Source organism: Xenophilus sp., from assembly GCF_044462705.1.
Taxonomy (GTDB): Bacteria; Pseudomonadota; Gammaproteobacteria; order Burkholderiales; family Burkholderiaceae_C; genus Xenophilus; species Xenophilus azovorans.
Map to the genome: position 1 here is coordinate 1 of NZ_JBIQNC010000048.1, position 26185 is coordinate 26185.

The 26185-nt window shown below is 72.4% G+C and carries 25 protein-coding genes; 6 read left to right on the top strand and 19 right to left on the bottom strand.

Annotation, left to right across the window (positions count from 1 at the left end):
- On the top strand, positions 1-682 hold a 682-nt coding region (locus tag ACIY1X_RS09930), incomplete at its 5' end, for an FAD-dependent oxidoreductase (protein ID WP_399680173.1).
- Between the two features lies 1 nt (position 683).
- Here the strand turns inward: ACIY1X_RS09930 and ACIY1X_RS09935 are convergent.
- From ACIY1X_RS09935 to ACIY1X_RS09960, 6 genes are all read right to left on the bottom strand, one after another.
- Positions 684-1142, bottom strand: a complete 459-nt coding sequence (locus ACIY1X_RS09935) for an SH3 domain-containing protein (RefSeq protein ID WP_399680175.1) — start codon at positions 1140-1142, stop codon at positions 684-686.
- 145 nt (positions 1143-1287) lie between these two features.
- A complete protein-coding gene (locus ACIY1X_RS09940; RefSeq protein WP_399680176.1) occupies positions 1288-2328 on the bottom strand; it encodes a spore coat protein U domain-containing protein in 1041 nt (346 codons plus the stop codon).
- Between the two features lie 13 nt (positions 2329-2341).
- Positions 2342-4732, bottom strand: a complete 2391-nt coding sequence (locus ACIY1X_RS09945; RefSeq protein WP_399680178.1) for a fimbria/pilus outer membrane usher protein — start codon at positions 4730-4732, stop codon at positions 2342-2344.
- Positions 4683-5414: a molecular chaperone gene (locus ACIY1X_RS09950; protein WP_399680179.1), complete on the bottom strand. Its 732-nt coding sequence runs from the start codon at positions 5412-5414 to the stop codon at positions 4683-4685. Before ACIY1X_RS09950 ends, ACIY1X_RS09945 begins: the two co-directional genes overlap by 50 nt.
- A gap of 22 nt (positions 5415-5436) precedes the next feature.
- Positions 5437-5952 carry a spore coat U domain-containing protein gene (locus tag ACIY1X_RS09955; RefSeq protein WP_399680181.1) on the bottom strand — a complete coding sequence of 172 codons (516 nt, stop codon included), beginning with the start codon at positions 5950-5952 and terminating at the stop codon, positions 5437-5439.
- 227 nt (positions 5953-6179) lie between these two features.
- Positions 6180-6908, bottom strand: a complete 729-nt coding sequence (locus ACIY1X_RS09960; protein ID WP_399680183.1) for an HAD family hydrolase — start codon at positions 6906-6908, stop codon at positions 6180-6182.
- Between the two features lie 15 nt (positions 6909-6923).
- Between ACIY1X_RS09960 and hemH the strand changes: the two genes are divergently transcribed.
- Positions 6924-7973, top strand: a complete 1050-nt coding sequence (gene hemH, locus ACIY1X_RS09965) for a ferrochelatase (RefSeq protein WP_399680185.1) — start codon at positions 6924-6926, stop codon at positions 7971-7973.
- A gap of 9 nt (positions 7974-7982) precedes the next feature.
- Here the strand turns inward: hemH and ACIY1X_RS09970 are convergent, their stop codons facing one another.
- The 13 genes from ACIY1X_RS09970 to ACIY1X_RS10030 all read right to left on the bottom strand — a co-directional run bounded on the left by ACIY1X_RS09970 (position 7983) and on the right by ACIY1X_RS10030 (position 22549).
- The gene (locus ACIY1X_RS09970) at positions 7983-9962 is read right to left on the bottom strand and encodes an acetyl-CoA carboxylase biotin carboxylase subunit (RefSeq protein WP_399680186.1); all 1980 of its coding nucleotides are present in this window, start codon (positions 9960-9962) and stop codon (positions 7983-7985) included.
- 26 nt (positions 9963-9988) lie between these two features.
- Entirely contained in the window at positions 9989-11611 is a 1623-nt protein-coding gene (locus ACIY1X_RS09975) for an acyl-CoA carboxylase subunit beta (protein WP_399680188.1), read from the bottom strand.
- 54 nt (positions 11612-11665) lie between these two features.
- Positions 11666-12547, bottom strand: a complete 882-nt coding sequence (locus ACIY1X_RS09980) for a phosphatidylglycerol lysyltransferase domain-containing protein (RefSeq protein WP_399680190.1) — start codon at positions 12545-12547, stop codon at positions 11666-11668.
- Entirely contained in the window at positions 12547-13353 is an 807-nt protein-coding gene (locus ACIY1X_RS09985; protein WP_399680192.1) for a TIGR03084 family metal-binding protein, read from the bottom strand. Before ACIY1X_RS09985 ends, ACIY1X_RS09980 begins: the two co-directional genes overlap by 1 nt.
- Before the next feature lie 6 nt (positions 13354-13359).
- Positions 13360-14535, bottom strand: coding sequence for an acyl-CoA dehydrogenase family protein (locus tag ACIY1X_RS09990; RefSeq protein WP_399680194.1), 1176 nt, complete (start codon positions 14533-14535; stop codon positions 13360-13362).
- A 79-nt stretch (positions 14536-14614) separates the two neighbouring features.
- Positions 14615-14989, bottom strand: coding sequence for a phage integrase family protein (locus ACIY1X_RS09995; protein ID WP_399680196.1), 375 nt, complete (start codon positions 14987-14989; stop codon positions 14615-14617).
- Positions 14986-15891, bottom strand: a complete 906-nt coding sequence (locus ACIY1X_RS10000; protein WP_399680197.1) for an alpha/beta fold hydrolase — start codon at positions 15889-15891, stop codon at positions 14986-14988. Before ACIY1X_RS10000 ends, ACIY1X_RS09995 begins: the two co-directional genes overlap by 4 nt.
- Entirely contained in the window at positions 15888-16955 is a 1068-nt protein-coding gene (locus ACIY1X_RS10005) for a branched-chain amino acid ABC transporter permease (protein WP_399680199.1), read from the bottom strand. The genes ACIY1X_RS10000 and ACIY1X_RS10005 overlap by 4 nt, the downstream gene beginning before the upstream one ends.
- A complete protein-coding gene (locus tag ACIY1X_RS10010; protein ID WP_399680201.1) occupies positions 16955-17944 on the bottom strand; it encodes a branched-chain amino acid ABC transporter permease in 990 nt (329 codons plus the stop codon). Before ACIY1X_RS10010 ends, ACIY1X_RS10005 begins: the two co-directional genes overlap by 1 nt.
- Positions 17941-18660 carry an ABC transporter ATP-binding protein gene (locus ACIY1X_RS10015; protein ID WP_399680203.1) on the bottom strand — a complete coding sequence of 240 codons (720 nt, stop codon included), beginning with the start codon at positions 18658-18660 and terminating at the stop codon, positions 17941-17943. The genes ACIY1X_RS10010 and ACIY1X_RS10015 overlap by 4 nt, the downstream gene beginning before the upstream one ends.
- A gap of 136 nt (positions 18661-18796) precedes the next feature.
- Positions 18797-19561: an ABC transporter ATP-binding protein gene (locus ACIY1X_RS10020; RefSeq protein ID WP_399680205.1), complete on the bottom strand. Its 765-nt coding sequence runs from the start codon at positions 19559-19561 to the stop codon at positions 18797-18799.
- Positions 19562-19696: 135 nt separating this feature from the next.
- The gene (locus ACIY1X_RS10025; RefSeq protein WP_399680207.1) at positions 19697-20881 is read right to left on the bottom strand and encodes a substrate-binding domain-containing protein; all 1185 of its coding nucleotides are present in this window, start codon (positions 20879-20881) and stop codon (positions 19697-19699) included.
- 153 nt (positions 20882-21034) lie between these two features.
- A complete protein-coding gene (locus ACIY1X_RS10030) occupies positions 21035-22549 on the bottom strand; it encodes a sigma-54 interaction domain-containing protein (RefSeq protein ID WP_399680209.1) in 1515 nt (504 codons plus the stop codon).
- Positions 22550-22713: 164 nt separating this feature from the next.
- On the opposite strand from ACIY1X_RS10030, the gene ACIY1X_RS10035 reads away from it, so the two are divergent.
- The 4 genes from ACIY1X_RS10035 to ACIY1X_RS10050 all read left to right on the top strand — a co-directional run.
- The gene (locus tag ACIY1X_RS10035; protein ID WP_399680211.1) at positions 22714-23439 is read left to right on the top strand and encodes a CerR family C-terminal domain-containing protein; all 726 of its coding nucleotides are present in this window, start codon (positions 22714-22716) and stop codon (positions 23437-23439) included.
- Complete coding sequence (locus tag ACIY1X_RS10040; RefSeq protein ID WP_399680213.1) at positions 23436-24968, top strand: efflux transporter outer membrane subunit; 1533 nt, start codon at positions 23436-23438, stop codon at positions 24966-24968. The genes ACIY1X_RS10035 and ACIY1X_RS10040 overlap by 4 nt, the downstream gene beginning before the upstream one ends.
- 6 nt (positions 24969-24974) lie before the next feature.
- A complete protein-coding gene (locus ACIY1X_RS10045; RefSeq protein WP_157007740.1) occupies positions 24975-25130 on the top strand; it encodes a hypothetical protein in 156 nt (51 codons plus the stop codon).
- Positions 25131-25152: 22 nt separating this feature from the next.
- On the top strand, positions 25153-26185 hold a 1033-nt coding region (locus ACIY1X_RS10050), incomplete at its 3' end, for an efflux RND transporter periplasmic adaptor subunit (protein WP_399680215.1).

The following is a 26185-nucleotide window of genomic DNA, read 5'->3' on the forward strand; positions in this document are numbered from 1 at the left end:
CGAGCCCGGCGGCGCCGACCTGCTGCTGCCGCGCACCGACCTGGGCACCCTGCTGCCCGATGCCGCGATGCGCTGGCTGTCGGCCCGCGGCGCCGCGATGCGCCTGGGCCACCGCGTGCAGGCGCTGCAGCCCGACGGCGAGGGCTGGCGCGTGGACAGCGAGCGCTTCGACCGCGTCGTGCTCGCCGCGCCGGCCTGGGAGAGCGCCCGCCTGGCGCATTCCACCGGCGTGGCCGATGCAGCGGCCTGGGCGCGCACGGCCGAGGCGCTGGCGCACGAAGGCATCGCCACCGTCTACCTGAGCGGCGCGCCCTCGTGGCCGGGCCTGCCGATGCTCGCGCTGCGCGGCGGCCCGGCGCAGTTCGTGTTCGACCGCGGCCGGCTCGGCGGCCCTACGGGACTGGCGGCCTTCGTGGTCAGCGCCTGCGGCGAGGCGCGCGACGCGCTGGAGGCGCAGGTCATCGGACAGGCGCGCGATGAACTGGGCTGGACCGGCCTGGCGCCCGTGCAGACCATCGTCGAGAAGCGCGCCACTTTCGCCTGCACGCCCGGGCTGCAGCGGCCGGGCGCCCGGGTCGCCCCGGGCCTGCTGGCCTGCGGCGACCATATCGAAGGCCCCTACCCGGCCACGCTCGAGGGCGCCGTGCGCAGCGCGCTGGAGGCGGCGGCGCAGTTGGACTGAGTCAGAACCCCCACACCAACCTGCGTGCCACCCAGCCGACCACGCCAGCGCCGGTGCGCACCTTGACCCAGTCGCCGCGCCGCTCCAGCGTGCGCAGCACGTCGCCATAGCCGGCCCGGGCGACGATGCGTCCCCGCGCAGCGGGCGTGGCGCGGACATTGAGCACGCTGGCCTTGGAGACCATGTGCGCCCGGCGGTTGGTGCGCGAGCTCAGCACCCAGGCGCGGTCGCCCTCGAAGTCGCGCACCTGCAGCCAGGCGCCCCTGCGGCCGACGACCTGCAGCGGGTAGCCGCGGTCCACCGACCATTTGGCCTTCGCCCGCTCGCTGGCGCCGCTGCGCAGCATCACCCCGTCGCGCGCCGCCGCCACCATCTGCTGCGCGTGGGCGGCCGGCCAGGCCAGCAACAGGGCGCAAAGCAACACGAACAGGGCGGGCAGGCGGCGGAGCGCGATGGACATGCGGAACGATCCTTTCTCGAACAGGCAGTGGAAAAAATGCGGAAACGGCCCGGCCCGCCGTCGATGGACGGCAGGCCGTGCCCAGTGTGTTTCAGGGCGGGCGGATTGGTTCCCGGATGTGTCCGGGCCGCCGTCCCTTGCTTGTTCAGTAGGTCAGCGTGACGGTGATGGTGTCGCCGTAGCTGCCGGGCTGGACCGCCGGCTGCGCCGGCACGCGGCCGTACACGGTGAGCGTGACCGGGCTGCCACTGCCGCTGCCGCCGCCGTTGACCGTGTCGCCGCCCGAGGCCGTGTTGCTGCCCCAGCGCTGGGTACGGCCCGGGTCGCGGTACAGCTCGTAGCTGATGAAGTCGCTGCCGGGGCCGGCCATGCGGCGCTGGGTGCCTTGCGCATGCAGGCCGTTGCTCAGCCCCACCTTCCACTGGCTGTTGCTCGGGCAGTTGAGCGTGATGGCGGAGGTGCTGTCGCGCGCGGCGGCCAGCGAGGTGGCGCTGCCGAAGTCCATGTCGCTGGCCGAGGCGATGGAGACGGTGCAGCTGTTGATCGTGCTGGCCTGTACCTGCAGGCCGAAGGTGGCGGTGCCTCCGGCAACCAGCAGCCCCCCATTGCAGTTTGCAGGGGTGATGCCCAGCAGGCCACCGGCCCAATCGACCGTGACGGTGTTGTTGTAGGCGTAGAAGCCCTGCCCTCCCGGCAAACCGGCAGTGGCCGTGGCACGCCCGTAGATGGGAATCGTGAACGTCTGCGTCGTCGACGGAGGCACGGTGAAGGTCCGCACATAGGCGGTGTATGAGCTATTGCCTTCCGGTCCAAGGATGCTGGTGCGCGCCGCATCGGAATACAGGTAGTAAGGCATGAACTTGGGCGGCTGCCCATCTACGCCGTTGTTGGTCATCCGGCGCGGGCTGATGTCGGCTGTGGTGGGATAGCCCGCCGCATAGATGCACATCCTGAAGACCGTAGGCGCAAGCGGCCAGTCGCTAGCCCGGCAGGTTACTTGCACATCGCCCATCGTGGTGGCCGCGCTGCCGACGGCGATCGGGCCGAAATTCAGGTCGCTCTTGCCGCTGTTCCAGCAGTTCTGCGCCTGCGCCGCCGAGCCGCACAGCACCAGCAGGCACCACAGCAGCCAGCGCAGCCAGAAGCGACCTGCGCGTCCCGCACCCGGGCATGTCGTCATCGTCATGGGTTCCATCCGCTCATGGCAGGCAGGGCACGGGGCCGATCTGCGCCAGGCCGCTGTCCGGCCGGCTCCAAGCGAAGCGCGCGGTGCAGGCACCGGCCGGCGTGTGCACGGCCAGGGCATTGGCCGGCGCCAGGCCTTCGAGGTAGACCATGCCGTCGTAGCCCACCACGGCGCCCTCGCCCGCCTGCCCTTCGAGGCGCACCCGGCTGCCCAGCGGCACGGGCTGCCCGGCGGCATCGACCAGTTGCACGCTGGCCGCACGCACCGGCGCGATGCCGAAGCGCACCAGCGCGCCTGCGCGGTCGGCCGGCGTGAACAGGGTCTCGGTGCGGTCGATGCGCACGTCCGCCGGCAGTTGCATCGGGTCGATGGCCAGCCGGTTGTTCTGGTAGGCCTGCACCGGCACCACCAGCAGCATGCCGCGCGCATCGGTGCGGCCGACCGGCCGGTTCTCCAGGCGCACCGGCACGTCGGGCACGCCGTCGGTGCTCACCACCGCGAAGGCGTCGTCGATGCGGCGCGCCGCGAAGCCGTGGCCGCCCATCAGCACCAGGGCGCCGGTGGCGCCGGCATAGGCCTGGCGGCTGCCGCGGCCGAAGTCGCTCACGCCGGCCTGCAGGCGGCCGTGGTCGCCGAGGTAGTCCAGGTCGGCCTGGCCGCCCTGCGCGTCGCCGCCGGCACGCGCGGTGGCACGCCAGCCCCAGCCGCCCTCGCCTGGCACCGAGCGCTGCGCGCTCACGGTGCCGCTCGTGCCGCGGCCGTCGTGCTGCACGCCGGCGCCGACGCTGGTGCGGCTGTCCAGCGACCAGTTCAGGCTCAGGTAGAAGCTGCGCTCCTCGCGCCTGTCCAGGTTCTGGTTGAAGCCCATGGACAGCGAGGCCGTGCGGCCCAGCGACTGGAACCAGCCCAGGCTCGCATAGCGCGCGGCCGGCTGGTCCGCCTGGCGCAGGTAGAGGTAGCTGAGGCTGAAGCTGCCCAGGGCCGCGGTGCTGTAGCCCACGCTGGCGCGCGCCGTGGCGCGCGGGGGCGCCGCCCCGTACTGCGCGGCCACGTCGCGGTAGTCGCCGAAGGCGCGGGTGCCGCTGAAGCTGGCGCTGACGCGCTCGCGCGTCCAGGTGTAGGACAGGCTGCCCTGGCTGCCGCTGCCGGCCGAATGCCGGCTGTGCGCCAGCGCGGCCGAGACCAGCCCGGCGCCGCCCAGTTGCCACACGCCGCCCACGCCTCCCAGCGCCAGCCCGCGCGTGGCCTCGCCGTGCGCCTCCAGCGTGAAGCTGTCGCTCAGGCCGCGGCGCCAGGTGCCCGTGGCCACCGGCTCGCTGCCGTAGTCGAAGGAGCGCACGCCGTAGTTGCGCCGCACCACGCCCAGGTCCACCGTCCAGTCGGTGAGCCCCTTGGCCAGCAGGCGGCCGGAGTCGTACATCGAGAAGCTCAGCGTCGTCGCGCGCCCGAGCGCGTCGGTCAGCACCACCTGGGCGGTGCCGGCGCTGTTGATGACGGGCAGCGTGTTCAACTGGAATGGGCCGGCCGGCACCTGGCTGCTGTACTGGCGGATGCCGTTGACGAACAGCTCCACTTCCGACGGCAGGGTGGCCGAGCCGATGAAGCTGGGCAGCGGCGCGGTGCTGCGATAGGGCTGCAGCGCGAAGTTGCGCGCCAGCTGCACGCCGCCGATGCGCGTGGCGCGCGACCAGGGCAGCGAGCCGGTGAGCGTGTCGCCCACGCGCAGCGTGAGCATCTCGTCGGGGAAGGAGCGGCTCCAGGTGCTGTCCAGCCGCACCGACTGGCTGTGCCAGCCTTCGTCGCCCACGCCGCGGATGCGCTGCATCAGGGCGGTGGTGCTGAACACCGCGTCGCCGCTGAAGGCGCGCAGTTCGCCGAAGGCGCTGAGGCTGGCGCTGCCGCCGCGGCCCTGGGTGCCGTAGAGGTCGTAGTTCAGCAGCACGCCGGGGCTGGCGCTCGCCGCCTGCGCGGGCACCTCCGGCGAGCCGACCACGGTGGTGGGCAGCTGCAGCAGCGGCAGCGGCGCCTGCAGGGCCACGCGCTGGCCGGCCGCGTCGTAGTCCACGGCCAGGCCCGGCAGCGCGCGCAGGCGCTGCAGGGGCACGGCGTCAGCCGGCAGCACGAAACCGATCTGCCGCAGCGTCGCCGCCTCGGCCCATAGCTCGCCTGCGCGCCACACGAAGGGCTGCAGGCCGCGCGGCATGCCGTTGAGCATGACTTCGAGGAAGAGCGGGGTCTCCTCGGCCGCCGCGAGCATGGCCGCCGGGCGCGTGGCCGCGGGGATGCCGGCGGCAGGCAGGCCCTGGGCCGCAGCCTGGCAGGCAGGCGCGAGCAGACCCAGGTACAGCAGCCTGTCAGCGCGAGGGATCCAGCGGCGCGATGTCTTGGGGCGCGGTGTTGCCATTGACCATGGCCTGCCATTGGCCCGGGCCCGAGAAAGTGCTTGCAGGAGGCTGCAGCGACCACCGCATGGTGGCGCCGGGCAGCACGTAGCCGAGCAGGCCGGCGTGCACGGGGGTGCGCCGGCCGGCGGCATCGGTGAACGCCAGGTCCGCGACCTGGGCATGCGTGCCGCCGCCGTTGCTCACCTCCAGGACGACCCGGTCGTCCTGCCGCACCAGCCGCCAGGCCAGTTGCGGCGGTGCCGGCGGCGAGCCGGCCGGCAGCACGAAGATGGGCAGCGAATGCCGCATCACGAAGTTCAGGCCCTTGCGGCCGTCGGCCTGCGGCACGGGCAGTTCGTCGACCAGCACACGGTAGGCCTGCTCGGCCGGGCCGGCGGGCGGCGCGCCGTTGCGGATCACGCGCAGCAGCTGGCGCCCTGCCACGGGCAGTTGCAGCATCGGCGGGCTCACCAGCAGTTCGCGCGTGGGCGCCAGCCGGTCCTCGCCGTCCTCCTGCGTCCAGCGGAAGACGCGCGCCTGCGCGTCCAGCGGCGCGTCGCCGGTGTTGGACAGCCACAGGCCGTCGGCCTGCCGGGTGGGCTCGAGCGACAGGGTGACGGGCGCGACCTGCAGGCCGGCGGCGCCGGCCAGCCCGCCGCCCAGCAGCAGGCAGGCCAGGGCCAGGATGCGCTTCACCGCCACGCCCGCACTCCTTGCTGGCCGATCAGTACGTCACCGTGACGGTCACGGTGTCGGCGTAGCTGTCGGGCGTGAAGTTGGCGTTGGTGTTGCGTGCGTAGACCGTGTGGGCCTGCGCCGCCCCCGAGCCCGTGCCTGTCACCGTGTTCGTGTCGATCGTGTTGCCCCAGACGGTGGTGAAGCCTGCGTTGGAATACAGCGTGTAGGGCACCTTGTCCGTGTTGCCGGTGGGGTTCGTCGTGGAGACCATCGCGCCCGTGCCGTTGTCCGTCCCGTTGTTGGTGGGACGCAGGCCGACCTTGTAGGGCGTCGTCTTGGAGCAGGTGACGTTGATGGTGCCGTTGCCGGTCTGGTTGGTGGCGGTCGGCTGCACGGACAAGCCGAGGTTGATGTCGGAGGCGGCGCTCGTCGCCACCGAACAACTCTTGAGGATGGTCATCTTGACCTGAAAAGTGGCCGTGGCCGTCTCCGCCATCGCCTGGCTTGCGAAGCCCGCTGCGCCCAGCACCATCGCCGCTGCAATTGCCTTCTTGATGAACATGTTGATTCCTGGTGTTGCGAGTTGAACTACGGTGGCCTGGGCCACCGATCGCCCCGCACATTTCGTTACATCGGAGCCGATGTCCGCGAATGTAGGGCTGCATCCAGGACTGCAACTGCCAGGAAACAAAGGTTAAACAAAAGTGTCTATTCACTGTGGAAAAGTTCACTTTTGAGAACTTTAGGACTGTATCCTTTTGGATACAAATTAAGCCATAAGTAACAAATTCAGAGATCCAGCGCCATGCACAGCGCATGCAGGTTGGGCACCACCAGTTGAGGCCGCGCGCCCTCGGCCCAGGGGCGTGCATCGCGCACCACCCAGGCCGCCTGCATGCCGGCGTTGAGGGCGCCGGCCACATCCAGTTCGGCGTCGTCGCCCACGTGCAGCACGTCGCGCGGCAGCAGGCCGACCGAGGCCGCCGCGGCCCGAAAAATGGGCGCGTGCGGCTTGCCGCTGCCGAAGCTCCGGGCGCTGAAGCCGGTGCGGAACCAGCGCGCGATGCCGGTGCGCTGCAGGTCGGCGTTGCCGTTGGACACGGCCACCAGGGGATAGCGCTCGCTCAGCCAGCGCAGCGCGGGCAGCACGTCGTCGTACAGCTCCACCCGCTGACGCTCGGCGAAGAAGATGTCGAAGGCGGGGTCGGCCAGCGCCGGGTCTTCGCCGGCGCGGCGCAGCGCGGCGCGGATGGACTCGCGGCGCAGCGCGCTGAGGTCGTGCGCCAGGTCGGACAGCTCCTTGGCCGTGGCCTGGCGCAGCTCGCGGTGGACCTGCGGGTCGGCCAGCAGCTGCGCGGTGGCCGGCGCGCGGCGCTCCAGCCATTCGTGCAGGGCCTGCTCCGCGCGTTCGATGGTGGGCCAGATCGGCCAGAGCGTGTCGTCGAGGTCCAGCGTGATCGCCGCGATGCGCTTCACGTCCAGGGGCGGTGCTTCGGTCGCGGAGGCGGCGCGGGTCATGGCCCAGAATATCGCATGCCCCGCTTCCGTCCCGAGCCCGATTCGATCCAGAGCCCCCCGGTGGCCGCCTCGCGCACCGCCGTCCTGTGGTGCAACCTCGGGTCGCCGCAGGCGCCCACCGCCGCCGCCGTGCGGCCCTACCTGGCGCAGTTCCTGGGCGACCCGCGGGTGGTGGAGATCCCGCGCATCGTGTGGCTGCCGCTGCTGCACGGCCTGATCCTGCGCCGCCGGCCGGCGGCCTCGGCGGCCAAGTACGCCAGCATCTGGAGCGCCGAGGGCTCGCCCCTCGCGGTGTGGACGCACAGGCAGGCCGCGCTGCTGCAGGGCTGGCTGGACGAGCGCGGCCACCGGGTGGCGGTGCAGCCGGCCATGCGCTACGGCCCGCCCTCCATCGCCGCGCAGCTCGACGCGCTCAAGGCCGGCGGCATCGACCGCGTGCTGGTGCTGCAGGCCTATCCGCAGTACTCGGCCACCACCACCGCCAGCGTGGTCGACGAGGTCAACGCCTGGCAGGCGCGCCAGCGCCGGCAGCTCGAACTGCGCTTCGTCAATGACTACCACGACGACGCCGGCTACGTCGATGCGCTGGCCGCCAGCGTGCAGAGCCACTGGCAGGCCCACGGCCGGCCCGACCGGCTGCTGCTGAGCTTCCACGGCATCCCCGAGCGCAACATCCGATTGGGCGACCCCTACGAGACGCAGTGCCGCCGCACCGCCATGCAGCTGATCGAGCGCCTGCAGTGGCGCGAGGACGCCTGGGACGTAACCTTCCAGTCGCGCTTCGGCCGCGCCGCCTGGCTGCAGCCCTACACCGAGCCCACGCTGCGCGAGCTGGGCCGCCGCGGCGTCGGCCGCGTGGACGTACTGTGCCCCGGCTTCCCGGCCGACTGCCTGGAGACGCTGGAGGAGATCGCGATGGAGGGCCGCGCCGCCTTCCTGGACAGCGGCGGCAAGGCGTTCCACTACATCCCGGCGCTCAACGACGACCGCGCATGGATCACCGCGCTGGCCGGCATCGCCGAGCGCCACCTGTCCGGCTGGCCGACGCGCGGCGAAGTCGGCTGAGGGCCTTCGTCAACCCGGCGGCGCAGCAGCGGCATCCGCCGCCTCGATCTCCGCCACCACGCGCCGCGCGTCCACCTGCTCGCCCACCTGCACGTGCAGCGCCGCCAGCCGGCCGGCCACCGGCGCCGCATGGACGTGCTCCATCTTCATCGCCTCCAGCGTGACGATGGGCTGGCCGGCGCGCACCTGATCGCCCACCTCGGCCAGCACCGCGACCACGCGCCCGTTGGTCGAGGCGCGCAGCCGGCCGTCGCCGCCCTCCTCTCCCCGCCGCAGCGCGGGAGCGAGCGTCCTGTCCTCGATGCGCAGCGCCTGGCCGCGGTAGTGCAGCAGCAGCGTCGTGCCGTCGCGGTGGAAGTCCGCGCGCTCGAACACGCCGTCGCAGGTGAAGCGCGCGTGGTGCTCGCCGGTCTCGGCGATCTCGACGGCGACCGTGCGCCCGCCGACCCTCGCCTCGAAGCGGCTGCCTCGGCCCGGCACGAGGTCCACGCGCCAGGTGTGACCGTCGATCTCCAGGCGCTGCGAGACCGGCAGGCGGTGCGCCAGCGGGCTGCGAGCGCTGCCGTGCAGCAGCACGGCGCCCAGCGCCACGGCGCGCTCGCGGGCGCCGGCCTCCTCGGCGAGCAGTTCGTCAAGGTGCCGGCCGACGAAGGCGGTGGTCGCGCCGCCGGCGGCGAAGACGGGATGCGCCAGGCAGCGGTGCAGGAAGCGCTGGTTGGTCGCCACGCCCAGCGCCACCGCGTCCTCCAGTCCGCACATCAGCTTGCGCCGCGCCTCGTCGCGCGTGGCGCCGTGGGCGATGAGCTTGGCGATCATCGAGTCGTAGAAGGGCGGCACCTGCGCGCCGGCGTGCAGCGCGTCCTCCACGCGCAGCAGCGGCACGGGCATCCGCCACAGCGCGACGACGCCGCTTTGCGGCATGAAGCCCTGGGCCGGGTCCTCGGCGCACAGCCGCACCTCGATCGCGTGGCCCGAGAAGCGCACGTCCTCCTGCGCGAGCGGCAGCGGTTCGCCCGCGGCCACGCGAAGCTGCAGCGCCACCAGGTCCAGCCCGGTCACCGCCTCGGTGACCGGATGCTCGACCTGCAGGCGCGTGTTCATCTCCATGAAGTAGAAGGCGCCTTCGCCGTCGAGCAGGAATTCCAGCGTGCCGGCGCCCTCGTAGCCGATGGCCTGGACGGCCGCCACGGCGGCGGCGCCCATGCGCTCGCGCAGCGCGGGCGTGACGGCGGGACTGGGCGCCTCCTCGATCAGCTTCTGGTGGCGCCGCTGCACCGAGCAGTCGCGCTCGCCCAGGTGGATGGCGTGGCCGTGGCGGTCGGCGAAGACCTGGATCTCGATGTGGCGCGGCTCGGCGATGGCGCGCTCCAGGATCACCCCGGCGTCGCCGAAGGCGCTCTGCGCCTCGGATCGCGCGCTGCGCAGCAGTTCCGCGAATTCCGCCGCCGATGCCGCCAGCCGCATGCCGCGCCCGCCCCCGCCGGCGGTGGCCTTGATCATCACCGGGAAGCCGATGCGTGCGGCCTCCTCGGCCAGGCGCGCCTCGGTCTGGTCCTCGCCCTGGTAGCCGGGGATGCAGGGCACGCCGGCGCGCTGCATCAGCGCCTTGGCGCCGGCCTTGTGGCCCATCGCCGCGATCGCCTCGGGCGAGGGGCCGACGAAGACCAGGCCGGCGTCGCGGCAGGCGCGGGCGAAGGCCGCGTTCTCGGCCAGGAAGCCGTAGCCCGGATGCACGGCGTCGGCGCCGGTGCGGCGCGCCGCCTCGACGATGGCGTCGATGCGCAGGTAGCTGTGCGCGGGCAGCGGCTCGCCGATGCACACGGCCTGGTCGGCCTCCAGCACGTGGCGCGCGCCGGCGTCGACGGTGGAGTACACGGCCACCGTGCGCAGGCCAAGCGCGCGCGCGGAGCGCATCACGCGCAGCGCGATCTCGCCGCGGTTGGCGACGAGGAGCTTGTGGAAGGGCGTGGCGTGGGACGGCGCGTTCATGGCGGCGGCGGGGTCGTTGACGGACATCAGGGACGCGCCACGCCGAACTGCATGGGCTTCGGCCGGCGCAGCCCGGCGTCGCGGCAGATGGACAGCACCTGCGCCAGCACGGCACGCGTGTCGCGCGGGTCGATCACGCCGTCGTCGAGCAGGCGCGCGCTGGTGGTGAACACGCTCATCTGGCTGTCGAAGCGCTCGACGATGCGGCGCTCCATCTCCGCGAGCTTCGCGCGGTCGGCCTCGCCACCCTTGCGCCTCATCGCCGCCTCGGTCACGTTGACCATGGTCTGCGCGGCCTGCTCGCCGCCCATCACGGCCGTGCGCGCGTTGGGCCACGAGAAGCAGAAGCGCGGCTGGAAGCCGCGCCCGCACATGCCGTAGTTGCCGGCGCCGAAGGAGGCGCCGCACTGGATGGTGACCTGCGGCACCGTGGCGTTGGTGACGGCCTGGATCATCTTGGAGCCGTGCTTGATGATGCCGGCCTCCTCGTGCGCGCGCCCGACCATGTAGCCGGTGGTGTTCTGCAGGTACAGGATCGGCGTGCCCGCCTGGCAGCAGGCCTGGATGAAGTGCGTGGCCTTGGCCGCGCCGGCCGGGTCGATCGGGCCGTTGTTGGTGACCACGCCCAGCGGCAGGCCCTCGACCTTGGCGAAGCCGGTGACGGTGGCGCTGCCGTAGCGCTCGCCGAACTCGAGGAACTCGGAGTCGTCGACGATGCGCGCGATCACCTGCTTCATGTCCACCGGTCGCTTGAGGTCGGTGGGCATGATGCCGAGCAGCTCCTCGGCGTCGTGGCGCGGCGGCCTGAAGCGGTGCGCCGGCGCCGGCGGCAGGTCGCGGTTCCAGTCGATGTGCGCCAGGATCTCGCGCGCCAGGCGGATCGCGTCGCGGTCGTCCTCGGCCAGGTAGTCGCCCAGGCCGGAGATGCCGGTGTGCATCTCGGCGCCGCCCAGCTCCTCCTCGGTGGCGATCTCGCCGGTGGCGGCCTTCAGCAGCGGCGGGCCGGCCAGGAAGGCCCGCGAGCGCCCGCGCACCATCACGATGTGGTCGGACAGGCCGGTCTGGTAGGCGCCGCCGGCGGTGGAGGAGCCGTGCGTCACCGTCACCACCGGCAGGCCGGCGGCCGACATGCGCGCCAGGTTGCGGAACAGGCTGCCGCCGGTGACGAACTCCTCCACCCGGTAGGTCATCAGGTTGGCGCCGGCGCTCTCCACCAGCTGCACGAAGGGCAGCCGGTTCTCCAGCGCCAGTTCCTGGATGCGCAGTTGCTTGGGCAGCCCCATGGGCTGCAGCGCGCCGGCGTCGATGCCCGAGTCGGAGGCGGTGACCATCACCCGCACGCCGGACACCCAGCCGATGCCGGCGATCACGCCGCCGCCGGGCACGCTCCTGTCCAGGTCGGGGTTGTCCAGGCCGAGGCCGGCCAGGCTGGCGATCTCCAGGAAGGGCGCGCCGGGGTCCAGCAGCAGCGACAGCCGCTCGCGCGGCAGCAACTGGCCGCGCTGCTCGAAGCGCGTGCGCGAGCGTTCCGAGGCCTCGGCCGCGCGGCGCTCGCAGGCGCGCACGCGCCCGAGCAGCGCCAGCATGCCCTCGCGGTTGGCCTGGAAGGACGCGCTGCCGGGCGAGAGGGTGGATTCGATGGTCGCCATGCCGCCAGCTTAGGAAGCGGCCGGCGCCGGGTCTTGCGCCCAGTGGCTGCCCGCTCAGGCGGCGGGCGCGAGGCGCAGCTTGGACAGCAGCGCCGCCGGCCGGTAGGACATCTTGCTGCGCCGGAAGCCGGCGATGCCCATGTCCTGCTCGAAGTTGAGCCAGTGCAGCGGCCGGCCGAACTGCGGCTCGAAGGCCCGGCAGAAGTGCCGGAACATGTACGGGTACAGGCCGGGGTCGCCGTCCCGCCCCTTGGCGAAGCGGATGGCGCAGACGCCCGGCGCCAGCATCTGCCCCAGCACGATGCCGATGGGGCGCGCGCCGTCGAAGTGCACGAAGCCCTCCAGCCCGAAGGCCCCGGCATGCGCGAAGGCCTCGATGCAGGCGGCCTCGTCGGCCTCGCCGCCCGCCCTGCCCTTGTGTGCCATCCAGCCGGCCAGCACCTCGCGCGCGGCGCCCTCCAGCACCGGCGCATAGGGCAGCGCCTGCGGCCGGTGCGCGGCCAGGAAGCGGCGCAACTGGTTGCGCTTGGCGGCCAGCGGCCGGCCCGCATAGTCGGCGAAGGCGGCGGCGCGGTAGAGGTAGTCCGCGTCGTCGCGCGATTCGGTGGCGGTGAAGCGCCCTGGCTCCAAGGCTTCCGACTGGTCGCGCGCGACCGGATAAAGGTGGCCGTGCGCCGCGGACAGGGCGCGCAGCACCTCGGCCGGCGCCTGCGCGGGCTCGAACAGCGGCATCAGGTGGCGCGCCCCGTCGTAGCTGCAGCCGGCGATGGCGGGCCACGGCCCCGGCAGGTAGCGGTAGGCATGGACCTCGCGGAACAGGTAGAGGTTCGAGAAGCACCACTCCGACAGGCAGCGCTCGCCGCGCCCGGCGCGCAGCCGTGCCAGCGCCGCCTCGATGGGCGCCTGCAGCGCCAGCGTGAGCGGCTCGCCGGTCATCAGGCCGCCGGCTTGCGCACGCCCGGCGCCGGGCCGTCGGCCGGCGGCCCTGCGAAGCACTGCGCGATGGCCAGCCACCGGCTGGCGCTGCCCTCGCTCGCCGCCAGCGCGGTGTCGGCCACGTGGCGGCGCTGGGTGACGACCAGGCAGAAGTCCTGCGCCGGGCCGCGCACCCACTGCGGCGCGTCCGGGTCGCCCCAGGTCCAGGTGCTGCCGTCCGGCGCGTCCAGCGCCACCCACGGCACCGGCTCGGGCACCGGCAGCCCGCGGTTCACGAAGGTCCAGCGGTAGGTCGTCACGCCCAGGTGCGCGATGTGCCGCAGGCGCGGCGTGGCCGGGCGGGTGCGGCCCGCCACGTCCCACACGTCCTGCCCGTGGGCCCAGGTCTCCATCAGGCGCGCGGTGGCGAAGGAGCGCGCGCTCATGTCCGGCCCGTACCACGGCAGCCGCGCCCTGGGATCGAGCGCGGCCAGCGCGTCCGCCAGCCGCGCGCTGAGCGGCGTCCAGTGCGCCAGCAGCGCGGCGCCGTCCAGGTGGCCGTACCGCTCGCGGGCGATGGCGCTGATCTCCTCGCCGCGCGCGAGCCGGCCGGCCAGCGCCCGGGTGTCGCGCGCGAAGGCGTCGGCGTCGGTCGCGGCCAGCAGGCCGGCCTCGTCGAAGTAGCACAGGTGGGCGATCTCGTCCCAGGCACTCCAGCCGTAGAAGGCGCTGGCGACGCGCCACTGCGCCGGCGCGAGCCCGCCGCACAGCGCGGCCAGTTCCTCGCACTCGGCGCGCAGGTCGGCGATGAGGTCGTCGCGGCCCATGATTCTTCAGACGCCCAGCTGCCGCGCCGCGAGGTCCTTCAGCACCTCCTCCGAGCCGCCGCCGATCATCATCACCTTGACCTCGCGGTAGATGCGCTCGCTCTTCGTGCCGCGCATGAAGCCCATGCCGCCGAGCAGCTGCACCGCCTGGTCGGCGCAGAACTGCAGCGCCTGCGTGGCCTGCACCTTGGCCAGGCACGCGCGCGCCACCAGTTGCGCCGGCCGGGCCTGCGCGTGCTGGATGCGCCAGGCCAGGTCGTAGACCAGCGCGCGCGCCGCATCGATGCGCACCGTCATGTCCATGAGCTTGTGGCGCACCACCTGCCGCTGCGAGAGCGCGCTGCCGGAGACCTGGCGCTGCCGCGTCCAGTCCAGCGCCTCCTGCAGGCACACGCCGGCCAGGCCGCAGGCCTGCGCTGCCATGAACAGGCGCTCGCTGTTGAAGTTGTCCATGAAGACCCTGAAGCCGCGGTGCTCCTCGCCCACCAGGTTGGCCACCGGCACGCGGCAGCCGTCGAAGCGCAGGTGCGCGGTGTCGGAGCACCACCAGCCCATCTTCCTGAGCGCCGTGCGCGTCAGGCCCGGCGTGTCGCCGTCGATCACCAGCACCGAGATGCCCTCGGCGCCGGGCACGGAAGGATCGGTGCGCACGGCGGTGGTGATGAAGTCGGCGCGCATGCCCGAGGTGATGAAGGTCTTCTCGCCGTCGACGACGTAGTGGTCGCCGTCGCGCACGGCGCGGGTGCGCAGGTGCGCCACGTCGGAACCGCCGCCGGGCTCGGTCACGGCCAGCGCGGCGATCCTGCGGCCGGCCAGCACCGGCGGGATGACGCGCTGCCGGATCGCCTCGCTGCCGGCCTTCAGGATCGGCGGCAGCGCGATGCTGTGCGAGTTGAGCGAGGCCGACACGCCGCCGCAGGCGCAGCGGGCGAACTCCTCGGCCACGATGAGCTGGTGGAACAGGTCGGCCGGCGTGCCGCCGTAGGCCTCCGGGTAGCCCAGGCCCTGCACGCCGAGCTCGGCGGCGCGTTCGTAGAGCGCGCGCGGGAAGGTCTCGGCCTCGTCCCATTCGTCGACGAAGGGCGTGATCTCGCGCGCGATGAACGCGCGCAGGCCGGCGCGGAACTGCTCGTGCTCCGGCGTGAAGTAGTGGGGCTGCGGCGGCGCGTCCAGGAACTCCATGAAGCTCTCTCCTTGCGACGACCGAGGCTAGCGGCGCCGCGCACCGGGGTCTTGCGGGGAGTGGCTGCCGCGGGATCTTTCAAGTGGTGAAGGACGGCGGGAACGGATGCGCCGCCGGCCGCGGCGCCCGCCATGCCAGGTCGCGCGCCGCGTGCGGGCGCTGCGCCTGCGCCGGCCGCACGGGCAGCCGCACCGCCAGGCCCGTCTCGCCCTGCCGCGCCTGCAGCCATTCGGCGATGCGCGCGGCCTTGGTGGCGCCGAGGCCGCGCACCGGGTACCACCAGCGCGCGCCGGCCTCGTTGATGCGGCCGGCCAGCGCCGCCAGCGTGGGCAGGCCGGCCTGCACCAGCCGGCCGGCCAGCATCGGCTCGAACCACTCGGCCACGCCGTCGCCCGCCTGCGGCGCGCGCGGCGGCCGTTCGTCGTCGGCGCGCAGCACGGCGACCTGCGTCATGCCGCCCTCGCCTGCGGCGCCGCGCCGCCTGCGTCCGCGGCGCGGATGAAGGCCTCGACCGGCTCCAGGTGCGCCGGCACGTTGAGCGCGGGCGCATGCCCGCAGCCGGGCACCTCGATCACCTGCAGCCGGCCGGCGGCGCCGGGGCCGCGGTGGCGCATGCGCTCGACCACCTCGGGCAGCACCAGGTCGGACTCGGCGCCGCGCAGCAGCAGCACCGGCACCTCGATCGCGTCGTAGTGGTCCCAGATCAGGTAGTCGTTCTCGTGCGCGGTGAACTGGCGCACCATCGCCGGGTCGTAGTGCGGCGTCACCCGGCCGTCGGGCAGGCGCCGCGTGGAGCTTTCGGTGAGGCGCCGCCACTGGGCGTCGCTCAGCCAGCCGTAGGGCCGGTAGACGGTGCGGAAGAAGGCCTCCAGTTCGGCCACGGTGTCGAAGGCCGGCGGCTGGCCCGCGTAGGCCTTGATGCGCTCCAGCGCGGGCGCCGCGAGTTCGGGCGCGTTGTCGTTGAGCACCAGGCTGGCGATGCACGCCTTCATTCGCGGCGCGAGGCGGCCCGAGGCGCACACGGTGCCGATGGCGCCGCCCATGGAGGTGCCGATCCAGTGCACGCGCGCCAGGCCCAGGTGATCGCACAGCGCATCGGCCAGCCGGGCGTAGAAGGCCAGCGTGTATTCCTCGTCCGGCGCCGGGCTCCACTGGCTCAGGCCGCGGCCGAGCGTGTCGGGGCAGATGACACGAAAGCCCCGCTGCGCGAGGTGCTGCGCCAGCTCGTCCATGTCGCGGCCGGTGCGCGCCAGGCCGTGCCAGGCGATGACGGCGGGCGCGCCCTCCTCGCCCCACTCCACCCAGTGGATCTCGCGCCCGCACAGCGGGGCGTAGCGGGATGCGGGTGTGCTCATCGTGCGCTGCTCCTTGCCCTGAGTTTTCCGACGATGCCCGTCGGGAAGTAATAGACCGACAGCACGAACAGCAGGCCCAGCCAGAGCAGCCAGCGGTCGGGCGACAGCAGGGCCGCCAGCCAGGGCAGGCCCGACACGGCTTCATTGCCCAGCCGCAGCAGGTCCTGCAGGTAGCTCTGCGCCACCACGAACAGCACCGCGCCGATGGCCGCGCCGTAGACCGTGCCCATGCCGCCGATGACGACGATCAGCAGCACGTCGATCATGATCTCGAAGGAGAGCGAGGTGTCCGGCCCGTTGTAGCGCAGCCAGAGGGCGAGCATCGCGCCGGCCAGCGTGGCGAACAGGGCCGACAGCGCCGCCGACAGCGTGCGGTACACCACCACGCGGTAGCCGATCGCCTCGGCGCGGAACTCGTTCTCGCGGATGGCCTGCAGCACGCGGCCGAAGGGCGAGTTGACGATGCGCAGCAGCGCCAGCACCAGCACCACGGCCACCACGAACAGCAGGTAGTAGCACAGCAGGCGCCCGTCGAGCGAGACGCCGAGGAAGGGCTCCTCGCTGAACTCGAAGCTGGGCGAGATGATCTCCGGCAGCCTGAAGCTCAGGCCGTCCTCGCCGCCGGTGAACTCCGACAGCTGCGAGGCCAGCGTCTGGAAGGCCGAGGCCACCGCCAGCGTGATCATGGCGAAGAAGATGGCCCGCACGCGCAGCGAGAACAGGCCGATCGCCAGCGCCAGCACCAGCGACACCGCGAGCGAGCAGGCCAGCCCCACGGCGACCGCGTCCCAGCCCGCCCCCATGCGCGTGGCGGCGATGGCGATGCCGTAGGCGCCAATGCCGAAGAACATGGTGTGCGCGAAGCTGACGATGCCGGTGTAGCCCAGCAGCAGGTCGAAGCTGGCCACGAGCACGATGAACACCAGGATCTTGGCCGCCACGTTGAGCGCCTTGACGCCCGGGAAGACGAAGGGCGCGAAGGCCAGGCCCAGCAGCACGGCGATCAGCAGCACCGCCAGCACCTTGCTGCGCGGCAGGTCGTTGGAGAGCAGGCGGCGCAGCATCAGCGACTCCCTGCCACGGGGTACACGCCCTGCGGCCGCCACAGCAGGATGGCGACCATCAGCGCGATGTTGGAGAACAGGGCCACCTTCGGCGCGACGAAGCCGGTGTAGTTGGCCATCAGCCCCACCAGCAGCGCGCCGATCAGCGCGCCGGTGGTCGAGCCCAGCCCGCCGATGATGATGACGATGAAGATCAGCACGTTGACCTGCGCGCCCATCTGCGGGATGACGTTCTGCTGGTACAGCCCCCACATCACGCCGCCCAGCCCGGCGAGCGCGCTGCCGGCCACGAAGATGCCGACGAAGAGCACGCGGATGCGGTAGCCGAGCGACTCGACCATCTCGCGGTCCTGCACGCCAGCGCGGATCAGCAGGCCGATCTTGGTACGCGCCAGCGTCCAGGCCAGCAGGCCGAACACGAGCGCGCCGACGACGACGGCCAGCACGCGGTATTTCTCGACCGCCGCATCGCCCCACAGCCACGAGCCGCGCAGCCCCTCGGGCAGCGGCAGCGGGATCTGCGCCGGCCCCCAGATCACCTTGATCAGCTCCTCGCCGATGATCATGCCGCCCATCGTGATGAGGATCTGCTTGAGGTGCTGGCCGTACACCGGCCGCACGATGAAGCGCTCGAAGGCCAGGCCCACGGCGCCGGCCACCAGCATCGCCACCACCATCGCGGGCAGCACGGCCACCAGGTTGGCGAGGATGGACTGCGACTGCGTCCAGTCGCCCATCGCGCCCAGCACGCTGGTGGCGACGAAGGCGCCCAGCGCGATGAACACGCCGTGGCCGAAGTTCAGCACGTCCATCAGGCCGAAGACCAGCGTGAGGCCGGAGGCGATGATGAACACGATCATGCCCATCGCCAGCCCGGCGACGGTGAGCGTGAGCCAGGTGCTGGGCGAACCCACCAGCGGCAGCGCGAGCAGCGCCAGCGCGGGCACCAGCAGCAGCGGTTTCCAGTCGACATCCATCTTGAGACTCATAGGGACAGCCCCAGCAGGCGCTGCTGCAGTTGCGCATCGGCCGAGAAGTCGGCCATCGTTCCGGCGTGCACCACGCGGCCGTTGTCCATCACGGCCACCGTGTCGCCCAGGCGCTGCGCGAAGTGGATGTTCTGCTCCACCAGCAGGATCGTGACGCCGCTGGCCTTCAGCTCGGCGAAAGCGTCGATCATGTTGTTGATGATGGCCGGCGCCAGGCCCTTGCTGGGCTCGTCGATGATGAGCAGTCGGCGCGGCTCGACGATGGCGCGCGAGACGGCCAGCATCTGCTTCTGCCCGCCGGAGAGCTTGCCGGCCGGGTGGTTCCAGAACTTCTCCACAGCGGGGAAGAGGCGGAAGATCCATTTCAGCCGCGCCTCGTCCATGTCCTGCGCGCGGCGGGCGGCGCGCGCGGCCAGCAGCATGTTCTCCTTCACGGTCAGGTCCGCGAAGATGCCCATGGTCTCGGGCACGTAGGCGATGCCGAGGTCGGCGATCTGCGGCGTCGCCAGGCCGCCGATCTCCTTGCCGGCGAAGGCGATGCGGCCCTGCGCCACCTTCCACAGGCCCATGACGGTGCGCAGCGTGGTCGTCTTGCCGGCGCCGTTGCGGCCCAGCAGCATGGTGAGCTGGCCCTTGGGCACGGCGAGGTCGACGCCGTGGAGGATGTGGTACGCGCCGATGTGCGTGTGCACGCCTTGCAGTTCGAGCAGGTTCATGGCTGTTGCTCCTTCCCCCGCTGGGGGAAGGTGGGGACGGGGGCTCGCGGCCTTGCCGGCGCCGCGACGTATCGGCCGCCGCCGGCCCCCACCCCTGCCCTCCCCCAGAGGGGGAGGGAGTGGATGCAGTGGCGCTTCATGCCGCCTCCTTCGCCACGCCCAGGTAGGCTTCCTGCACCACCGGCGAAGCGATCACCTCGGCCGGCTCGCCGTCGGCCACCAGCGTGCCGTTGTGCAGCACGATGATGCGGTCGGCCAGTTCGCGCACCACGTCCATCTTGTGCTCGACCAGCAGAATGGTCTTGGATGGGTCCTGCTTGAGTTTGCGGATCAGGTCGAGGATGACCGGCGCCTCGGCGGCGTTCATGCCGGCCGTGGGCTCGTCGAACATGAAGACCTGCGGCTCCAGGGCCATCAGCAGCGCCACCTCCAGCTTGCGCTGGTCGCCATGCGGCAGGCTGGCGACGACATCGTGCTCGCGGGCCTTCAGGTTGGTATCGGCCAGCAGCGCGTCGGCGCGCTCCGTCAACGCACGGTGGTCGCTCCAGATGCTCCACAGGTTCAGGCCGCGGCGGTGCGGGCCTGCATGCGCCGCCTGCACCGCCAGGCGCACGTTCTCCAGCACCGTGAGGTTGGGGAACAGGTTGGTGAGCTGGAAGGCGCGGCCCAGGCCGGCACGCGTGCGGGCCGATGCAGGCAGCCCCGAGAGGTCGCGCCCATCCAGCAGCACCTTACCGGCCGTGGCCCGGAGCTGCCCCGAGATCAGGTTGAAGTACGTGGTCTTGCCCGCGCCGTTCGGGCCCACGATGGCCGTGAGCGTGCCCGGCGCGAAGCGGCAGCTCACGGCGTTCACCGCGACGTGGCCGCCGAAGCGGATGGTCAGGTCCTGGGTTTCGAGCATGAGTGGAAGTCAGCCGGCGAGCCGGGCGATGCCTGTGCGGGAACACCCGCGGAACCGGCTTTGCCGGGCTGCAGGGTGTGCCCCCTGCAAGGGGGTTGGCGGAGCGCGAAGCGCGGAGACTGGGGGTGAGCCCGACTACCGCTTGTTCTTGATGGGGATGTCCATCTCGGACGCCTTGATCTCGTGCACCAGCTCCGGCACGCCCCAGGCGAAGGCCGGGTCGTTCTTGATCTTGAAGTGGTACATGCTCTGCATGGCCTGGTGGTCTTCCTTGCGGAAGGTCATCGTGCCCTTGGGCGTGTCGAAGCTCATGCCTTCCATGGTGCTGATGAGCTTGTTGGTGTTCGTGTCGCCGCCCGTTTTCTTCAGCGCCGTCACGATCGCCATCGCCGCCGAGAAGCCGCCGGCCGTGAAGAAGTCCGGCGGCGTCTTGTATTCCTTGTAGTGCATCGACACCAGCGCGTCGTTCACCGGGTTCTTCGGGATGCCGAAGTAGTAGTAGGTGGCGCCTTCCATGCCCGGGAACTGCTTGTAGCTCGCCATCGCCGGCAGGATGTTGCCGCCGGTGGCGATCTCGATGTTGTAGCGCTTGAGGTCCAGGTCGGCGATCTTGAAGGGGTTGCCCGCGCCGGCCCAGATGATCCAGATCACCTTGCGGCCGGGCTGGTCCTTGAGCTTGTCGATCAGGCGCTGCGCGCCGGCGGTGAAGTCGGTGGTGTTGGCCGGCAGGTATTCCTCGTGGACGATCTTGGCCTTCTTGACCGCGTCCTTGAAGGCCTTCACGCCGTCGCGGCCGAAGGCATAGTCCTGCGCCAGCGTGGCGATCACGGTGCCGGGCTTGTCCAGCGCGACGGCGTTGCTGATCGCGTCCTGGCTGGAGTTGCGGCCGGTGCGGAAGATGTACTTGTTCCACTTGTCGCCGGTGATGGAGTCGGCCACGGCGGGCTCGACGATCAGCACCTTCTTGTACTCCTCGGCCACCGGCAGCATCGCCAGGGCCACGCCCGAGGAGCTGGGGCCGACGGCCAGCGCGGCCTTGTCGTCGGAGTAGGCGGCGGCCAGCAGCGACTTGCCCAGGTCGGGCTTGCCCTGGTCGTCCTTCTCGATCACCACCAGCTTCTTGCCGTTGACGGCCATGGTGCCGCCGGTGGCGTACTCCAGGCCCATCATCAGGCCGGCCTGCGTCTGCTTGCCGTAGGCCTCCAGCGGGCCGGTCTTGCTGTAGACGTGGGCGATGCGGATCTCGCCCGACTGGGCCCAGGCAGGGGCGGTGGCGACGGCAGCAAGTGCGGCGCAGGCGATGAGGTGGCGACGGTGCATGGGAGGTCTCCTTCTGTCAGATGACTGGATATTGCACAGTCCGTGCCACCCACTCAACCTGCTGTCACAAAAGGAAATTCCTCCGCACCCACCCCTGATTTGCCTGAATTTCAGCCGTTTGATTTGGCTGAAATTCAGACATTTGTCCAATGTTTATTCAGGGTTTTCCAGGCGTCCGTAGAGCGTCGCGCGGGAGATGCCCAAGAGTCGCGCCGCCTTGAGCTTGTTGCCGCCGGTGTGCGCCAGCGCCGCCTGGATCGCCCGCCGCTCCAGTCCCGCGACCTGCTCGGCCAGCGGGCGCAGCAGGGCCGCCTCGTCCTGCGCCGCATCGCCCGGCTCCGGCGGCGCGGCCGGCGCGACCTCGCCCGCCCCCGCCTGCCGCAGGATGCGCGTGAGCTGCGCCGCGTCCACCCGCTGCGAGTCGCTGTGCATCGCCACCTGCTCCAGCACGTTGCGCAGCTCGCGGATGTTGCCGCGCCAGCGCTGCCCGGCCAGCAGCGCCAGCGCGTCCGGCAGCAGCTCCGGCGGCGCGTCGCCGGTGCGCTGCGCCATCTCCTCGCCCAGCGCCTCCACCAGCGCCGGGATGTCGGCGCGCCGCTCGCGCAGCGGCGGCACGCGGATGGGCAGCACGTTCAGGCGGTAGTACAGGTCTTCGCGGAAGCGCCCCTGGCGCACCATCTCCGGCAGGTCGCGCGAGGTGGCGGCGATCACCCGCGCGTCGAAGGGCACCAGCCGGTTGGAGCCCAGCGGCTCGATCTCGCCCTCCTGCAGCGCGCGCAGCAGCTTGGCCTGCACGGTCGGCGGCATGTCGCCGATCTCGTCCAGGAACAGCGTGCCGCCGTCGGCGAACTTGAACTTGCCCTCGCGCCCGCGCCGGTCGGCGCCGGTGAAGGCGCCGGGCGCGAAGCCGAAGAACTCGGCCTCCAGCAGCGTGTCGGGCACGGCTGCGATGTTGACGCTGACGAAGGGCCCCGCCGCGCGCGCCGAGGCGCCGTGGATCGCGTGCGCCAGCAATTCCTTGCCCGTGCCCGTCTCGCCCAGCAGCAGCACCGGGCTGGAGGACTGTGCGGCGCGGCGCGCGTGGCGCTTGACCTCCGACGCCGCCGGGCTGCTGCCGATGAAGCTGGCCAGGCTGTACTTGGCCTGGCGCGGCGCCTCGCCGCCGCGCGCCGCGCGGGCGCGCTGGCTGGCCAGCTCGCGCCGCGCCTCGTCCAGGTCGCGCTGCAGCAGCGCGAACTTGCTGATCAGCGGCTGCAGCGTGGTCTGCGGATGGTCGAACAGCACGATGCCGATGGCGCCGATCAGCTCGCCCGGCGTGCCGTCCGGGCGCTCGTCGCGCAGCGGCAGGCGGCTGACGACGAAGGTGCCGGCCTTGTTGGTGAGCAGGTCAACCAGCACCGGCTCGCCCGTCTCCAGCACGCGGCGCATCTGCGTGTTGGGGATCACGTCCTCCACCATGTGGCCGAGGAACTGGTCGACCGAGGCGAAGCCCAGGTCGGGCAGGAAGCGGCGGTAGCCCTCGTTGACCCACACGATGCGCCCCGTGCGGTCGATCAGGAACATGCCCTGGCTGATGCTGGAGAACAGCTGGAACATGGAACGCGCCGCCAGCGCGAGGATGCCCTCGGCGTCCAGCGGCAGCGCGGGCGATGGGGATGCGGCGGCCATGGCGCACGATCGTAGCCTGCGCATCCGGCATCAATCCGCCACGCCATCGTCATCAATGCGCCGGCAGGGCCCGTCCACAATGCAGGCGGACAGGCAATGCCCCTGTAGGCGCTGTGGCCGAGTTCAATCAAACGATTGACCTTCGTGCTCTAATCCGCCCCTCGATGCCCATCCCCCCGATCACGGCGGCGCGCGGCGCGCGCAGCGACGGCCTGGAGGCGCGCAAGCGCCTGCTGCTGGCCGCGCTGCGCCTGTTCGCCGAGCGCGGCTTCGCCAAGACCTCCACGCGCGAGATCGCGCAGGCCGCCGGCGCCAACCTCGCGGCCATCAGCTACTACTTCGGCGACAAGGCCGGCCTGTACGCGGCCTGCTTCAGCGAGCCCATGGGCGGCAGCGCCGGCGACCTGGTCGCACTGTACGACGCGCCCGGGCTGGAGGTCGGCGAGGCGTTGCGCCGCTTCCTCTCCAGCTACGTCGAGCCGCTCAAGCGCGGCGAGATCGTGCGCCAGTGCATGCGGCTGCACATGCGCGAGATGCTCGAGCCCACCAGCCAGTGGGCCAAGGAGTTCGAGCGCGACATCAAGGGCCCGCACGCCGCGCTGGTGCGCATCCTGTGCCGGCACCTGGGCGTGAAGGCCGACGACGACATCCACCGCCTGGCGCTGGCCATCACCGGCCTGGCGCTGCAACTGTTCGTGGCGAACGACTTCGTGCTCGCCGTGCGCCCCTCGCTGATGCGCCGCGCGCAGGACATCGATCTGTGGGCGCAGCGGCTCGCGCAGTACGCCGCCGCGCTCGTCGAGGCCGAGGCGAAGCGGCGCGCGCCCGTGCCCACGCCGCCGGCGGCCACACGCATCCGGCGCACCCGCGCCCGCACCACCACCGCATGAACCGCTTCCTTCCCCTTGCCCCTCCCTTCAGGTGCGCCGGCCTGTGCCTGGCCGCGCTGGCGCTGGCCGGCTGCGCGCTGGGCCGCCCGCCGGCCCAGGTCGAGGCGCCGGTGCCGGCACGCTGGCAGTCGCCGGTGCCGGCCGAGGCGCTGGCGCACGGCGGCTCGCTGTCCTCGCTCGACCAGTGGTGGCGCCAGGCCGGCGACCCGCTGCTGGCCGACCTGGTCGATGCCGCCCAGGCGGCCAGCCCCAGCGTGGCCAGCGCCGCCGCGCGCATCGCCGAGGCGCGCGCCAGCCGCGTGCAAGCCGGCGCGGCGCTGGCGCCCAATCTGGAAGGCACGCTGTCCGCCACCCGCAGCGCCTCGCCGACCACCGGCGTCGGCGGCACGGGCACCGGCACCGGCGACACGGGAAGCGCCGGCCTGGGCGCGTCCGGCGCCATCCCGGCGGTCACCGTCCTGCAGGCCGGCCTGCAGTCGAGCTGGGAGATCGACCTCTTCGGCGGCCTGCGCGCCGGCCGCGACGCCGCCGCCTCGCGCCTGGCGGCCAGCGAGGCGAAGTGGCACGACGCGCGCGTGGCCGTCGCCGCCGAGACGGCGAACGCCTATTTCGCCGAACGCGCCTGCGCGCGCCAACTCGCCGTGGCGGAATCGGACACGCGCTCGCGCCAGGAAAGCGCCCGCCTCACCCAGCTCTCGGCCGACGCCGGCTTCACCGCGCCGGCCGACGCCGCGCTGGCCCGTGCCGGCGCCGCCGACGCGAGCGGCCGCCTGGTGCAGCAACGCGCCCAGTGCCAGGTGCTGCGCCAGGGCCTGGTGGCGCTGACCGGGCTGGACGCGCAGGACCTCGCGCGCCGGCTCGACGAGCGCCCCGTCGACCTCGCCCTGCCCGCGCTGCACCCCGTGAGCAGCGTGCCGGCGCAGACGCTGGCCCAGCGGCCGGACGTCTACGCCGCCGAACTCGCCGTGGCCGCCGCCAGCGCCGAGGTGGGCCAGATGCAGGCGCAGCGCTATCCACGCCTGTCGCTCACCGGCTCCATCGGCCGCATGCAGCTGCGCGTGAGCGGCTTCCGCGAGACGCTGGACACCTGGAGCATCGGCCCCGTGGCGCTCACGGTGCCGATCTTCGACGGCGGCACGCGCGCCGCCAACACCGAGGCGGCCAAGGCCCGCTACGAGGAGGCGGCCGCGCAGTACCGCGCCGGCGTGCGCCAGGCCGTCAAGGAAGTGGAAGAGGCCCTGACCAACCTCCAGGCCACCGACGAGCGCAGCGCCGACGCCGAGCGCGCGGTGAAGGACTACCAGGCCTCCTTCGACGCCACCGAATCCCGCTGGCGCAGCGGCATGGCCAGCCAGTTCGAGCTGGAGGAATCGCGCCGCACCCTCTTCGCCGCGCAGACCGCCCGCGTCGGCCTGCAGCGCGAGCGCGCCCAGGCCTGGGTGTCGCTCTACCGCGCCCTCGGCGGCGGCTGGGCGCGCCCCGACGCGCCGCAGGCCGCCCGCGGCGGCGCCCCCGACCCGAAGCCCTGAGAAGGCGTGAACGAACCCGACATGCCCGCTCATCCCGCCAAAACGCACCCGCTCCGCGTTGCAAATGCTCGCCATAGCCCGAGCTATGGCTGCGCTTTGCGCCTTGATCGGGCACGTTTTGACGGCCTGCTCGGGCACGCCGGATTCATTCACACCTTCTGAGAACTTCGCCATCCATCGCACCATGACACGCTCCAAGCGCAACCTTCTCATCGCCGCCCTCCTCGTGCTGGCGGCGGCCCTGGCCTTCTGGCTGATCGCCAGGCCCTCGGGCGACGCCCCCGCGGGCGGCGGCGACGCGGCCAAGGCGCCGGACCCGGCCGCGCCGCGCCCGGCGCTCGCCGTCACCGTCGCCTCGCCCGAGCCGGCCGAGCTGAGCGTGACGCTGGCCGCCAACGGCAACATCGCCGCCTGGCAGGAGGCCAGCATCGGCTCCGAGTCCAGCGGCCTGAAACTGGCCGAGGTGCGCGTCAACGTGGGCGATGTGGTGAAGAAGGGCCAGGTGCTGGCCGTCTTTACCGGCGACACGGTGCGCGCCGACGTGGCGCAGGCCCAGGCCAGCCTGGCCGAAGCCGAAGCGCAGGCGGCCGATGCCGCCGCCAATGCCGAGCGGGCCCGCACGCTGGAGAAGACCGGCGCGCTGAGCCAGCAGCAGATCAACCAGTACGTGACGACGGCGCAGACCGCCCGGGCCCGCGTGCAGGCGGCGCGCGCCGTGGTGTCGGCGCAGCAGGTGCGCAGCCGCAACACCCAGGTGCTGGCGCCCGACGACGGCGTGATCTCCGCCCGCGGCGCCACCGTGGGCAGCGTGGTGAACGCGGGCACGGAGCTGTTCCGCCTGGTGCGCCAGGGCCGGCTGGAGTGGCGCGCCGAGGTCACCTCCGCCGAGCTGTCGCGCATCGCGCCGGGCACGCCGGCCGTCGTGACCGCCGCCAGCGGCGAGCAGGTGCGCGGCACGGTGCGCACCGTGGCGCCGACGGTGGACCCGCAGACGCGCAACGCCCTGGTCTACGTGGACCTGCCGGGCGCGCTGCAGAAGACCGGCGTGAAGGCCGGCATGTTCGCGCGCGGCGACTTCGAGCTGGGCAAGAGCAACGCGCAGACCGTGCCGCAAGCCGCCGTGGTGCCGCGCGACGGCTTCAACAACGTGATGGTGGTGCAACCCGACGGCCGCGTGCAGCAGACCCGCGTGGAGACCGGCCGGCGCGTCGGCGACC